Genomic DNA, 13962 nt, shown 5'->3' with positions numbered 1-13962 from the left:
AAAATTGAACTTAATACGGTCCGGAACCGGCCGGAATCGTCGGCGTGGGGCTGATGACCCCCGCATTCTGGGCCCGATGACGCAGAATGTGGTCCATCAGGACCAGGGCCAGCATGGCCTCCGCAATGGGCGTGGCGCGCAGGCCGACACAGGGATCGTGCCTGCCAGTGGTCACGACTTCCACGGGGTTTCCTTCCACGTCGATGCTGGCGCACGGCAGGCGCAGGCTTGAGGTCGGCTTCAACGCCATGCTCACCAGGATGTCCTGGCCGCTGGAGATACCGCCAAGCGTCCCGCCGGCATGGTTGCTGGCAAAGCCGTCCGGATGAATCTCATCGCGATGTTCGGTGCCCTTCTGTTCCACACTGCGGAAGCCGGCGCCGATTTCGACTCCCTTGACCGCATTTATTCCCATCATTGCGCGGGCAATATCCGCATCGAGTTTGTCGAATACCGGTTCACCCAACCCGGCTGGCACACCACGCGCGACTACGTTTACGCGAGCGCCGATCGAGTCGCCTGATTTGCGTAACGCGTCCATGAATTTTTCCAGTTCGTCAACGCGCGCAGGATCGGCGCAAAAAAACGGGTTGTCGTCGACGCTGCCAAGATCAACCGGATCGAGCACCAGAGGTCCGATCTGCGCCAGGAAACCCGCGATGCTGATCGAGTACTGCGAGGCAAGATACTTGCGCGCGATTGCGCCGGCCGCAACGCGCATGACTGTTTCCCGCGCCGACGAGCGACCACCGCCACGATAATCGCGGAAACCATATTTCTGCTGGTAGGTGTAGTCCGCGTGACCCGGACGAAAACTGTTGGCTATTTTGCGATAGTCCTTTGGTTTCTGGTCGACGTTGTGAACCAGCAAACCGATCGGCGCACCGGTCGTCCGCCCTTCGAAGAGTCCGGACAGGATCTGCACCTGGTCCGGTTCGCGGCGCTGGCTGGTGTGGCGTGACTTGCCGGTACGCCGACGCTCGACGTCCTGCTGGATGTCCTCCTCGCTCAACTCCATGCCGGGCGGGCAGCCGTCGACGATGCACAACAGGCCAGGCCCATGGCTTTCGCCGCAGCTGGTGACGGCAAACAGTTTGCCAAAGGTATTACCCGACATCAGGCGCACCTGCCGCTGAGCTGCGCCTGACAGCGCGCCAGCTCTGCTGCCGTCAACACGAATACGCCACCACCACCATGCTGGAAGTTGACCCACTCGAAGCCAATCCCGGGATACGCCGCTACCAGCGCTGCACTGCTCTCGCCGGATTCCACCACAAGCACGCCGTGTGGCGTGAGATGGTCGCACGCCGAGGCGAGGATGCGATGAATAACTTCCAGCCCGTCGTTGCCGGCTGCCAGGGCCAGCTGTGGCTCGCTGGCATACTCGTCCGGCAATGCCGACATCGATGTTGACGATACGTATGGCGGGTTACTGACAATCAGGTCATAGCGCTGCCCGGCCACGCCCGAATACACATCCGACTCGAAAACATTGACCAGGTCTTCCAGGTCATGCGCAGTGACGTTTTGTTTTGCGACCGCCAGCGCGTCCGGTGAAATATCCACCGCATCGGTCGCCACACCGAGGTGAGCGGCAACGGCAATCGCGATGCAGCCGCTGCCGGTGCCGATATCCAGCGCACGCTGCAGCGTGCCCGGCTCGCACCAGGGAACAAACCCGCCCTGAATCATCTCGGCAATCGGTGAGCGCGGCACAAGCACGTCAGGCGTTATTTCGAAGCGCAGTCCGGCAAACCATGCCTCGCCGGTCAGGTACGCCGCAGGAACGCCGTCGCTGACACGGCGCTCGATAATCTCGAGGGCTGCAGCGCGTTCGTCGGCGGTGACGCGCGCCTGGTAGAAGTAGGCCGGCACATCGAAATCCAGCGCCAGGGCATGGAACACCAGCACCCTTGACTCATCGGCAGCATTGTCCGTGCCGTGACCGAAGCAAACGCCGGCGGCATTGAGACGACTGGCGCCAAAACGGACCAGGTCACCCACTGTCTTCAGTTCATCGGCTTGCAGCACGGACGATCCCGTTGGAAATGCCGCGTCATGATATAACGCCCTGCTGCACCGCGATAGAATGGAATTGATGAATAGCTCCAGAATGATAATTGCCCTGACCGCAATCGGCGCGCTGGCGGCCGGCCTGGGTATTGCGCTGGTACTCAATCGTCCGCCACCCATGACCACGGCAACCGTATTCAGTGCGCCCCGCCCCCTGCCACAGGCGACGCTGGTCGATCACCTCGGCGCGACGCTCACCCGGGACAGCTTTCGCAACCGCTGGGATATCCTGTTTTTCGGATTTACTCACTGCCCCGACATTTGCCCGACCACGCTGTTTCAACTGCGTGGCCTGGCTCAGGGCCTTGAGGATCTGGGCCAGGCACGGCAGCCGCGTATCTGGCTGGTTTCGGTGGACCCGGAGCGCGACACGCCGGACATCCTCGCCCGCTACATCGCCAGTTTCAGCGACACGTTCAACGCCGCCACCGGTGAGATCGGGCAGATTGCCGCCTTCGCGGAGGGCATGGGCGTCGCATACAGCAAGATACCCGAAGGCGATGACTACACGATGGCGCACACCGCGGCCTTGTTCCTGGTCAATCCACAGGCCGAACTGGTGGCGCTTTTTTCCGCGCCGCATGACATGCGGGCACTGGAAGCTGACTACCGGGCGCTGGTGCGATGAATCGCGCGATTGCGCTCGCGTGCGTGCTACTGCTCACCGCCTGCAGCAGTGACAGCGTCACTGTACAAAAAGCGTGGGTGCGCGCGCCATTGCCGGGCAGGTCAATGACCGCGGGCTATTTCGAATTGCACAACCAGACGAAACGTCCCGTGATTGTCACCGGCGCAAGCGCAGACGGCTTCGGCGCCGTGAGCATTCATGAGACCCGACTGGACGAGGCCGGCATTTCAAGGATGGTCGGTGTTGAGCAACTGGAGCTGGCACCCGACGAGCGCGTCGAGTTCGCACCTGGCGGACTGCACCTGATGCTGATGCGGCCGCAGCGTGAATTCACCAAAGGCGAGATCGTACCTGTGACGCTGCTGTTTGCTGACGGAGCGACGCTGCACGTGTCTGCGACCGTGCGGGAAGATGCACCGTAAATGGACCGTATATTTGCCACAATCCAGGCAATCCTGCCGCAACACCTGCTGACGCACTGCGTTGGCTGGCTTGCCAATTCGAAGCTTTCAATTATCCGGGTGCCGTTCATCGGAATATTCCGCCGCATCTACAGGGTCGACCTCGCCGAATCAGATCCGTCAGATCCGGCCGCATTCGACAGTTTCAATGCGTTTTTCACCCGCGCGCTGCAGCCCGCCGCCCGCACAATTGCGCGCGATTGCGTGATCGCGCCCGCCGACGGCGTAATTTCACAATGCGGGACGATAAAGGACGGCAACCTGCTGCAGGCGAAAGGCCAGCACTATTCAGTCGCGCAGTTGCTGGCATCGGATCAGGAAGCGCGGGCTTTTGATGGCGGCAGCTTTGTCACAATTTACCTGGCCCCACATAATTATCACCGGGTGCACGTGCCGTTGGCGGCTCAGTTGCGCAGGATGACATTTGTGCCCGGCCGATTGTTCAGCGTCAGCCCGTCGACTACACGTGCTGTACCCGGATTGTTCACGCGCAATGAGCGGGTCGTTTTTCACCTCGACAGCGACGCCGGCGCGGTGGCTTTGGTAATGGTGGGCGCCATGGTCGTCGGCAGCGTTGCAACCTATCACGCCGGTATCGTCCGTGGCCGCGAAGTCACCACCAGTGAGTACCAGCCGGCCGTGAAATTTGACCACGCGCAGCAACTGGCGCAGTTCAACGTCGGCTCCACGGTGATTGTGCTGTTCGCACCCGGCGGGCCGGCGCTCGAACCAGGCCTCGGACCCGGAACCGTACTGCAACTGGGCGACGCGATTGCGCGCTAGTTACTAATCGAGTCCAGGTAAATAGCGGCGATCTGCTCCAGACCGGCCTGATCGGCGGCGCTGAAACGGTCGGGTAACGGGCTGTCGATGTCCAGCACTCCCAGCTCACCCAGTGGAATGACAATTTCGGACCGCGACTCGGCGTCGCACGCGATATGCCCGGCAAATTCATGCACGTCCGGCACTCGCAGGGTTTGCTGCTGCGCCATCGCGGCGCCACACACACCCTGCCCCAGGGCGATGCGGGTACAGGCCGGTTTGCCGTTGAATGGCCCGACGAGTAACTCGCCATCACGCATAAAATAAAACCCTGCCCAGTTCACATCCGGCAGGCGCAAATACAGCAGCGCGCTCAGGTTGGCAGCATTGGCAACCACATCGGATTCGCCTTCCAGCAGTGCGCGTGCTTCAGCTGCAAGTGCGGTGTAAAACTGATCACTCATATCAAATCCGTTCGAACGGAAAGCTCAATACATCAGCAATGCTGGTGCACCCGGTTGCGAGCATCAGCACGCGGTCAAACCCGAGCGCCACCCCGGCACAGTCCGGCAAACCATGATCCAGCGCGGCCAGCAACCGTTCGTCCAGCGGCGGCGCCTGCTCGTGGGCATGTTGCTGCCGCTCCGCCGTAAAACGCCGGCGCTGTTCTGCCGGGTCACTCAACTCATGAAATCCGTTGGCCAGTTCGACTGACCCGAAAAATACTTCGAACCGTTCCGCCACGAAAGGTTTCGTTGCGCTGATGCGCGCCAGCGCAGCCTGGGATGCCGGGTAGTCGTACACTACGTGGCAGCGATCTGCAGCAAAACCAGTCGCAATAACGGTCGACAACAGCAGATCGAGCAGCGCATCGCGATCGGCCTGCTGCGGTGTGGCGATGCCGTGCTCGTGGCAGACACGCTCGAGGCTTTCCGCGTCCGCAGTGTGCGGATCGATACCAACTGTCTGCCTGAACGCCTCGCCGTAGGTCAGTTCCAGCGGATCAAGTTCACGCTGTAACAGCCGCGCCACCAGCGCCACGGTTTCGCGGGCCATGCGGCGCTGGTCGAAGCCAGTTCGATACCACTCGACCATCGTGAATTCCGGGTTGTGCAGCCGGCCCGATTCGCCATCGCGAAACACCGGGCAGACCTGATAGATATCGCCGCTGCCGGCGCACAGCAGGCGTTTCATTGCGTGCTCGGGTGAAGTGTGCAGAAACATGCTGCGGCCACCGGCCGGGCTTGCCGGGATACTGGGGACTGCCGGGTCCGGGCAGGTACCACCAACAAGGACCGGTGTCTGCACTTCCAGCACACCATGTTCGACAAAAAAATCCCGCGTTTCCGCCAGCAGCCGGGCACGTGCGGCCAGTACCTCCGGCCCTGCTGCCGGTTGCCAGTTCATGACCGTGTCAGTCGCGAGCGCGACCCACGTACTCGCCGGATCGGGTGTCGACCTTGATGACGTCGCCTTCCTCAACGAATAGCGGCACTTTTACTACAGCGCCGGTTTCCAGGGTTGCCGGCTTTACGCCGCCCTGCGCGGTGTCCCCACGGACCCCCGGATCCGTTTCGGTAATCTTCAGCTCGACAAAATTGGGCGGCGCGACGATAAGCGGCGAATTATTCCACAGCGTAATCAGGCAAATATCTTCTTCCTTCAGCCATTGACTGGCGTCACCGACAGCGGCCGCATCAGCGGCAAACTGCTCGTAGTTGTCGGGAACCATGAAGTGAAAAAACTCGCCATCCGAATACAGGTACTGCATTTCGGTATCCATCACGTCGGCAGCCTCGATGGACTCACCCGACTTGAAAGTCTTGTCGATGACCCGGCCGGTCTTGAGGTTTTTCAGCCTCACCCGGTTGAATGCCTGGCCTTTCCCGGGCTTTACGAACTCATTGTCGACGATTGTGTGCGGGTCGCCGTCGAGCATGACCTTCAGACCCGAGCGAAATTCATTGGTGTTGTAATTTGCCATCTCATTAAAAAAAAGCGGGCCAGCCGCGGGCCAAAGCCAGCCATCATACCCGCTGGCGCTCAAGCTGTAACCGCTCCGGTCGATGTATAGGCCACAGTTCACCCGGATGCGGGCACCGGGCGCCGGGGGGTCGAAAACAACCGTTGACTGGTAAAAACCGCGACCCGTCACGCATTTCCGGCCCGCATCCGCGTTATGATATCGCCGCCCAACCTGTACCGTAGGAGCCTGAATTGAGCGAGCCGTCTGGCATTCCGGTAATCGTCGTGACCCGGCGCGAGGATGATGTCGAGGCTATCAGCCGCTCGCTGCGCAACGCCGGGCAGCCCGCCCACTGCCAGTGGGTACAGGATTCCCGCTCGCTGCCGGACGTGCTCTCCACCGGGCGCGCCCAGCTGGTGGTGGTCTCAATTGACGCGGACAGTGATCGGCTCAGCCACGCCTGCGATGTGCGCGACCGAACCAGCCCCGGCCTGCCAATTCTTGCACTTGCCGCCACGGCTGAGGAAAAAGAGATCGCGCGTTGCCTGGCAGATGGTGCCCAGGACCTGGTCACCCTGACCGAGCCCCAGCGCCTCAGCGCCGTGGCGGTGCGCGAGCTGCGCGCTTACTGGACTCTGCGCGAACTGAAAACCGCTCGTTCCGAAATGAAGGGCCTGCAGACCCAGCTGGACAACCTGATTGACGAAGCTGCCGACGGCATCATCTATGTGGCCGAAGGCATCATTGCCAACATCAACCCCGCCTGGCTGGAGCTGTTTGGCTATGCCGACGCTGATGACCTGGTTGGCACACCCATACTTGACGTTTTTGCGCCCGAAAGCCGCGCTGCGATCAAAGGTGCGCTGGTGGCCTGCAACCAGGGCAAATGGTCGGGTCACAAAGTATCAGTGCGTGTGGAAAGCAGCGACGGCGGCAGTCTGGCCGTGCAGGCTGACATTGAAAACAGCCAGTACGAGGGCGAGCCGTGCGTGCGTATCAGCATGGAACCGGAATCACCAACGGTCGTGACACCAGCGCTGGCCGAACATCGCCACCCGGTAACCGGTTTGTTCCTGCGGCAGCATTTTGTAGAAAAGCTGGAAGAGACCCTGACCGGACCGGCGGCGCCTGGCGTGACCGTACTGGCATACATGAAGCCGGACGACATGGAAGAAACACGCAATTTACTCGACCCGATCGTCAGTGATCAGCTGATGCTCGACATGGCGAGCATGCTGAAGAACTCGATCAAGCCCAACGATCTGTACGGCCAGTTCGGGGGTGACATTTTTATGGTCTTGCTGTCACGCGGAACCATGCGCGACGCACAGGCGTGGGCCGAAGACCTGATGCGCAGCGTACGACGCCATGTGTTCGAAGTTGGCGAGAAATCGGTACCGATGACCTGCACAGTTGGCCTGGCACAATTCGATCCGCACAGCGACGATGTCAATGCCCTGATGAACAAGGCACAACACGCATTTCGCGACGGCCGCGAGTCCGGCGGCGACAGCGTGGTCATGCTGGAAAAAGACGGCTCGATCGACCGTGGTGCGCCGGCCGTGCCGGTGGAGAAGATCAAGCATGCGCTGATGAAGGACGGCTTCAGGCTGGTGTTCCAGCCCGTTGCCAGCATGATGGGCAAGAGCCGCCGCATGTTTGACGTGCTGCTGCGCATGGCCGGGGAAGACGGTCAGGAAATCATGCCGGGTGACTTTCTGCCGGTCGCACGCCAGAACGGGCTGATGAAAACTATTGACCGATGGGTCATTGGCAACGCCATCGTATTTTGTGTCAAGGACCGCGGCAGCCAGCTGTTTATACGCTTGTCCGAAGAGTCGATCCCGGATCGCACGCTGATCCCGTGGATCGGCAAGCAGCTCAAAGCGTACAAGGTGCCACCGTCGCAGCTCGTGTTCCAGATTACCGAGCACAATGCCGAAGAGCACCTCAAGGAAACCAAGGAACTGGCGCAGCAGGTAAAGGCATTTGGCTGTACGTTCGCCATCGAACATTTTGGACTCGGCCATCGGCCTTTGCAGGTGCTCGAACACGTCCCGGCCGACTACATCAAGGTCGACGGCTCGTTGATGGAAGGGCTGGTGCGAAACCGCGAAATCCAGAAACGCGTCCGGCTTTATATTGAATCAGCAAAGGCGAAAAACATCGAAACCATTGCCGAGCGGGTTGAGGATGCCAATACGATGGCCGTACTGTGGCAGCTTGGTGTCGAATTCATCCAGGGCTATTACGTGCAGGGCCCGGAAGAGATCGTTCTCGAAACCGCCTGACTAGTGCCCGGCCGCGCGCCTTGTGTGGTGCAGACCCAGTACCAGCACGCTGGCGACAATCAGCGCTGAAGCCAGCAGTTCCAGCGGTTCCTCGGCCGGTATTGCGGCTACATCGGCCAAAGCCGCCAGAACGAAACTGCAAAATGCAGCGACCATAAGCGCCGACGCCCACCTTGCGGCCAGAATGCTGCGCCAGAAAAATAACAGATACAGCCCGGCCGGCAGCGCGTAGAGAAGAACGATCATGTCATCGGGGCGCTTGATGAATGGAAGCGCCGTCAGAAACTGCATGTTGTGACCGATCGTTTCATGGATACCAACCCATTCATCGGCAGCCAGATAGCTCATGCCAACAAACATCAGGGCAAACATCCACATCTCCAGGCGCTGCGCAAACGACTGCATCAGCACTGCGTAAGTCAGTGCAATAAAGGCCACGCCCAGCAAAAAATAAACATTGAGCAAATCCGGCCGGATCCGGTTTTCCAGTTCGACAAAGACATTGAACTGGTCAAAGAAACGAATCTGGTAGATAAAGCCGGAGGTGTACGGCAGGAGACGTCCCTTGTCGATGACTTCGTAGTTATTCATCGCAACCAGCAGCGCGACGATACCCGCCACGAACGCAGCCAGCGCCAGCAGCAGTGGTAACCAACCGGCGATCAGTGACCTTGACGGCATTTATCCACCCTGTGAGCGCGACCGGTCACCCGGCTGGCACCCTGCGTTGTAAAAATAGACATCCGATAGTCCGTCTCGCCCCGGGAAAGCCCGCTTGAAACAGTCGTCCGACAGATATTGAAGAAATTCCTGCATTTCAGCGTCGTCGCGCATGCGCCGGATTGGCTGTGCTGCCAGCACCACCCAGACCCTGCCAGACGCGGCAGCAAGGACAGACTCGAACTGGCCCACCTCGAACAAGGTTCGCCTGCCAATCCAGCCTTCTGCGTCGCCCTTGAAATCACGGGAGAAATGATAGTCCGTACGCGCACAATATGCATGGTGCGCCAGCACATCCATGGCCACGACTACGTCGCCTGGCCCGGCGTGCTGACAAACGTACTGTGACGGCCCGGCGTGGTCAGGGAAGAAGACACGATGATAGCGTCCCAGCGAATTTGCGCCGTAATCTGCATTGACAGTTCGTAACGATGCAGCAGGCTGAACCGCGCCAGTTAACAGCAGCAGGCCGGCAACTGCCAGCCAGGCACTGGCAGGCCGGGTGACCCAGCCACTGTTACCCTGCCCGAACCGGCCCTGCACAAACCGCACCAGCACCCAGATACCGTGCGCCGCCAGGAGTACAAACAACGCATGCAGAAAAAAAGCATAGCGCTCAAAAAACCGGTATAGCGCAGTCGGGTGTGCGCCGAGCGCCGTAGCCGGCAGTATCAATGCAGCAGACACGTACATGGCGGCGAAACCATTGTCACGCCGCTGCAGCCAGGTGAATACGGTGGCTGCGACACTGACCAACATGAACAGGAACAGTAGTGGTTGCGGCCGTGCCAACAGCTCGAGAAAGTTTGGCGGATATCCGGCTACGGTTCGAACTGTTTTTGTCAGTGACATGTCTGGCGCCAGGAAGCCCGACGCCAGTATCCACCCCACGCCAAGGGCACCGATCAATCCGGCGAGGGCAAATCCGCGCTGCGGGTAGCGCTCCTCCCCGATTCGACCCGCAAGCAGCAAATAGGCTGCGAGGCAGTAACCAGCCAGCATCAACTGCTGTAGCGCCGCAAAAAAAACGATCAGGGCCAACGCAACAAAAAAGTGCCAGCTGCTGATGCCGGCAAAGCGCCGTGTTGCGCCTGCGGCGCCAAGTGCCAGCACCGCTGCGGCAAAAACCACGCCTGATGGACTGGCGATACCGGACCACTCTGCCGCTGCCCGCGCCAGCGCGAGGTAGCGCTCATTGATTACTGTAAGCAGGGATGGTCGCGGCGCGCCGGCGGCAGCTTCAGGAAAATTTTCGGTGACCAGCACATTCCAGGCATCGTAATGATGCTGCTCGAACATCGCCGTACCAAAATAGCCAAGCAGCACGGCAAAAATGCCGGCCGCGAGCCATCGTTTGTTCTGCACATTGCCGGTACCGGGCACCAACAGAACCAGTAGCGGCAGCAGCAACATTACTCCCATGGGGTGGAGGAGTGACGTCAATGCGGCAGAGAAAAATAACGCCACTCCCAGGCGTCGTCGGTCGTCGCAACCTACCCGGCAGGCCAGGTAGACCGACAACAGATAGAAAAACGCCAGCGGCCCGTACATGCGCGCGGTTTGCGCCACCAGCAGCTCCCAGACCGAAAACGCAAGGATCAGGGCAGCTGTCAGGCCAACCTGCGGATCGAAGGCCCGGCGACCGAGACAGTAGACGATCAGCAGTGACAACACCGACAAAACAACCGGGATAATCCGTGCCGTGAACTCTGATTGTCCGGCGCTAACAAACACCGCGGCAACGCCGTACGACAATGGCAACGCCCGCGGATAAATTACGCCGGATGGGAGCCGCGGGACCCCCTCTTCCAGGATCGCCTGCGCGCCGAGTACCGCATAGTCCTCGTTATTGCGATAGCCGGGTTCGGCCAGGCCGTAAAAGCGAAGGGCGGCACCGGCGACTAGCACCGCCAGCACCAGCCACGGTATTCCGCGCTGCATGTGTTGCCTGCTCTGTTGTTATTTAGGCTGACTGCTGATGAGCAGTGTAACCAACAGCAGGCGCCGGCAAAACCGGATTCTAGTGGCGCAGCTGCTGCAGGTGCGCGATACGCTCGGTGATGGGCGGGTGGGTGCTGAACAAACGGCTGAAGCCGGCACGCATACCGCCGGAAATTCCCATTGCGGCCATTTGCTGCGGCAGATCGTGGGCCTCACGACCACCCAGTCGCCGGAGCGCGCCAATCATCTTGTCACGCCCGGCAAGCTGCGCTCCGCCGGCATCTGCGCGAAATTCCCGATAGCGGGAAAACCAGCGCACGATAATCGTGGCAAGAAATCCGAGAACCACCTGCATCAGCATGGAAACGGCAAAGTACCCGATGCCACCACCGCCACTGCGTCCGCCACGCAGTGCTGAATCGACTACGTGCCCTGCAATGCGCGAGAAGAAAATGACAAACGCATTGAGTACGCCCTGCAACAGAGTCAGCGTCACCATGTCGCCGTTTGCCACATGTGAGATTTCGTGACCGAGTACCGCCTCGGCCTCTTCGCGGCTCATGGAATTGAGCAGCCCGGCACTGACCGCAACCAGCGCACTGTTGCGGCGCGCACCGGTGGCAAAAGCATTGACCTCAGGCGAGTCATAAATTGCAACATCTGGCATTCCTATCCCGGCCTGGCGTGCCTGCCGCTCCACCGTGCTCACCAGCCACTGCTCGGTTTCATTTCGCGGCGATTCGATTACGTGCGCGCCGGTCATGCGCTTGGCGCTCCATTTGGACAACGCCAGAGAGATCAGCGAGCCGGCCATACCCCAGATTAGGGAGAAGACCATCAGGGCCTGAAGGTTCAGGCCGCCGGATCCATCCATCATCCGCCGGTCCACGCCGAACAGGCTGGCAACAACTGCCAGCACCGCCAGAACGGCGATATTGGTCAGCCCGAACAGAAAGATTCTCTTAAACATGACGCAGGTCTCACTTTTGCTGATGGTCGATTATCTACGATGGTACCAATCGATGTCATGTAAATGATTGAAAACCATTGCATCACTATGACCGCTTGGTTATGCTTCGCCAAATAGGACACTTGGCCGTGCAATGGTGTTCCGTCGCATTCGGGAGGCGACAGCTATGACTTCAGGTCACAAGGCGCGGACAACGCGCCCCACACCGGCCCGGCGGCGCGGCAGTGCAGTCCGCCGCTTCTTCGACAACCGCGTCCGGGAAGCCGCTTACAGCGCCTTTTTTACCACCGTGTTCCTGGCATGCTCGCCGGCTCACTCGCTGGCAGTCGATGATATCCGCGTGTTATCCCGGCTGGGACAGCCCCTGGTCGCAGAAATACTCATCACACCGGCCGCCGGCGAAACCCTGAGCCGCGGCTGCTTCCGCACCACAGGCGCTGCGGGGGACCTGCCTTCTACCGGCCGCCTGCGTCTGGCACTGACGCGCAATATGAATGCACAGGTGTTGCGGGTAACCACCGCCCAGCCGGTCCGCGAGCCAATGACCGAATTCGTGCTGCAGGTTAAATGCCCGGGCGTACCGACGCTGGTGAAAACTTTTCTTGTGATGGTCGATCCGCCGGGTGCCGGGGAGATCGCCACGCCGTCGCAGGCCATGCCGGCAACGCTGGCACCGGTGAGCGCCGGCACCAGTCAAATGAGTCGCCCGGCCGGACCGTCCGGCAACCGGGTGCCGCAGCGCAGCCGGCCACGCAGCGGCAATATTGAGCCCGGCAGCCGGTACACGGTGCAGCCGGGTGACATGCTCTCGACGATTGCGGACCGTGTCGCCGGCCGACCGGACTGGTCCGTCTGGCCCATCGCCCAGAAGATTTTTAACAGCAATCCGGGCGCCTTCCTGCTGGGCAACCCGAACGTCATCAGCCAGGGATCGACAATTTACATCCCGCAGCTTAGCGAAATCGACATGAGCGCGGTTTCCAGCCAGTTGCGGCAATCTCCTGCTTCGTCTGCATCCAGCCGTCCGGCAGAGGCACAGCGTGCCAATACGGTGAAATCAGCGCCAGCAACGGCGACCGAACCGGAACCAGTACGTCGCCCGGAAGCGGCGACAGCTGAAGCTCCCGCACAGGCGCCAGCACAGCCGGCTGCGCCGCCAGTCGCCGAGCGGATTGCCCGAATACTCGATGCGCCAGCCGAAGTTGCCGCTCCCGCAGTGCCGCTACCGACTATGCAGCTGACGACATCCTTGCTGCGCGAATCGCACGTCAAAATGGAATTGCGCGCGCAGGGCATGCCGGTCCCGCCGGCGGTAACGCAACCACAGATCACGCAGCCGCAGCCCGAACCTGAACCGGGACCGCAGAGCCAGCCGGATCGGCCGGACAGCGCGGCTAACCAGACTCGTGCCGCGCTACAGCCGGGCGAGGCTTCGCAACCGTCCAGCGGTATCAACTGGCTGTGGGTGATTGTTGGCCTGCTGACCGGCTTGCTGATTGGTGCCGTCGCCGGCGCAGGACTGCTGCGTCGTAACCTGCGGCGTGAATACGATCATGATGTCCGTGAGGGCGTACAGCGTCATGTGCAGGTTGACCGGATGCGGCGCGAACGAGAACGCGAGCACCAGTCAGGGACCGACAGCGGTGGTGGTGACATTGGTATCGCCGCTGTGGCACCTGCGGCAGCAGCTGCTGCCGAAGCCGCGCCAACCATGGAATTGCCGCAGACCACGGCCGCACCTGAAGCCGATTACACCGTCGAAATGGGCTCGATGCCAGACCTGGACTTTGAGGTTTCCGAACCGGAAGAACCGACCTCGAACACGGTCGAGGTAATGGCAGTCTCGGACGGGCTTGATCTGGAGCTGCCCAACACCGGACAGACCGGCCAGCATGAAGTGGATTTCGAACTGCTGGAGCGCGCCTATTCGGAAGATGTCGATTTCCAGGACGAAAGCGCCGATGCGGAGGACGCAGAAGCCGGAGTCAGCTCATCGGGCGAGGGTGAGTCGTTCTATCACCTGGAAAACCGCGACCCGGCGGACGACACGCCGCTGCCTATTGAATTGGGTGACGATGAAATGGGCGACGACGACGACGATGACGAACCAAAGGTAGTTCGCTTCCCGCGCTGACATCGACGATAAATGT

At 60.6% G+C, this 13962-nt stretch carries 13 protein-coding genes; 5 read left to right on the top strand and 8 right to left on the bottom strand.

Features of this window, described 5'->3' with window-relative positions; genetic code table 11:
- Positions 1-10 precede the first annotated feature (10 nt).
- Both aroC and prmB read right to left on the bottom strand, forming a co-directional pair.
- On the bottom strand, positions 11-1117 hold the full coding sequence (aroC, locus tag HKN06_01530) for a chorismate synthase (protein ID NNF59991.1): 1107 nt from the start codon (positions 1115-1117) through the stop codon (positions 11-13).
- Positions 1117-2193 carry a 50S ribosomal protein L3 N(5)-glutamine methyltransferase gene (gene prmB / locus HKN06_01525; protein ID NNF59990.1) on the bottom strand — a complete coding sequence of 359 codons (1077 nt, stop codon included), beginning with the start codon at positions 2191-2193 and terminating at the stop codon, positions 1117-1119. Before prmB ends, aroC begins: the two co-directional genes overlap by 1 nt.
- Between prmB and HKN06_01520 the strand changes: the two genes are divergently transcribed.
- From HKN06_01520 to psd, 3 genes are read left to right on the top strand one after another with little or no spacing between them, the layout of a single operon-like run.
- The gene (locus HKN06_01520) at positions 2192-2701 is read left to right on the top strand and encodes an SCO family protein (protein ID NNF59989.1); all 510 of its coding nucleotides are present in this window, start codon (positions 2192-2194) and stop codon (positions 2699-2701) included. The genes prmB and HKN06_01520 overlap by 2 nt on opposite strands.
- Complete coding sequence (locus tag HKN06_01515; GenBank protein ID NNF59988.1) at positions 2698-3123, top strand: copper chaperone PCu(A)C; 426 nt, start codon at positions 2698-2700, stop codon at positions 3121-3123. Before HKN06_01520 ends, HKN06_01515 begins: the two co-directional genes overlap by 4 nt.
- Positions 3124-3945, top strand: coding sequence for a phosphatidylserine decarboxylase (gene psd, locus HKN06_01510; GenBank protein NNF59987.1), 822 nt, complete (start codon positions 3124-3126; stop codon positions 3943-3945).
- Here the strand turns inward: psd and HKN06_01505 are convergent.
- Genes HKN06_01505 through efp form a run of 3 tightly spaced genes read right to left on the bottom strand, consistent with a single transcriptional unit; the run spans position 3942 to position 5908 of the window.
- Complete coding sequence (locus tag HKN06_01505) at positions 3942-4388, bottom strand: GAF domain-containing protein (GenBank protein ID NNF59986.1); 447 nt, start codon at positions 4386-4388, stop codon at positions 3942-3944. The two genes, psd and HKN06_01505, sit on opposite strands and share 4 nt — an antisense overlap.
- A gap of 1 nt (position 4389) precedes the next feature.
- On the bottom strand, positions 4390-5331 hold the full coding sequence (genX, locus tag HKN06_01500) for an EF-P lysine aminoacylase GenX (GenBank protein NNF59985.1): 942 nt from the start codon (positions 5329-5331) through the stop codon (positions 4390-4392).
- 7 nt (positions 5332-5338) lie between these two features.
- Positions 5339-5908 (bottom strand): elongation factor P, encoded by a 570-nt coding sequence (gene efp, locus HKN06_01495; protein NNF59984.1) that lies wholly within the window; start codon positions 5906-5908, stop codon positions 5339-5341.
- Positions 5909-6141: 233 nt separating this feature from the next.
- On the opposite strand from efp, the gene HKN06_01490 reads away from it, so the two are divergent.
- Positions 6142-8181 carry an EAL domain-containing protein gene (locus tag HKN06_01490; GenBank protein NNF59983.1) on the top strand — a complete coding sequence of 680 codons (2040 nt, stop codon included), beginning with the start codon at positions 6142-6144 and terminating at the stop codon, positions 8179-8181.
- Here HKN06_01490 and HKN06_01485 read toward each other — a convergent pair whose 3' ends face one another.
- The 3 genes from HKN06_01485 to htpX form a co-directional block, all read right to left on the bottom strand.
- Positions 8182-8862: a hypothetical protein gene (locus HKN06_01485; GenBank protein NNF59982.1), complete on the bottom strand. Its 681-nt coding sequence runs from the start codon at positions 8860-8862 to the stop codon at positions 8182-8184. It abuts the gene before it with no gap.
- Positions 8863-10842 (bottom strand): hypothetical protein, encoded by a 1980-nt coding sequence (locus HKN06_01480; GenBank protein ID NNF59981.1) that lies wholly within the window; start codon positions 10840-10842, stop codon positions 8863-8865.
- Positions 10843-10921: 79 nt separating this feature from the next.
- Positions 10922-11812 carry a protease HtpX gene (htpX, locus tag HKN06_01475; protein NNF59980.1) on the bottom strand — a complete coding sequence of 297 codons (891 nt, stop codon included), beginning with the start codon at positions 11810-11812 and terminating at the stop codon, positions 10922-10924.
- Between the two features lie 166 nt (positions 11813-11978).
- On the opposite strand from htpX, the gene HKN06_01470 reads away from it, so the two are divergent.
- Positions 11979-13946: a hypothetical protein gene (locus tag HKN06_01470; protein ID NNF59979.1), complete on the top strand. Its 1968-nt coding sequence runs from the start codon at positions 11979-11981 to the stop codon at positions 13944-13946.
- Positions 13947-13962 lie beyond the last annotated feature (16 nt).

The organism is Gammaproteobacteria bacterium (assembly GCA_013003425.1).
GTDB lineage: Bacteria > Pseudomonadota > Gammaproteobacteria > Steroidobacterales > JABDKV01 > JABDJB01.
The sequence above is the reverse complement of the archived record's forward strand: the minus strand, read 5'-3'. Positions and strand labels throughout refer to the sequence as shown.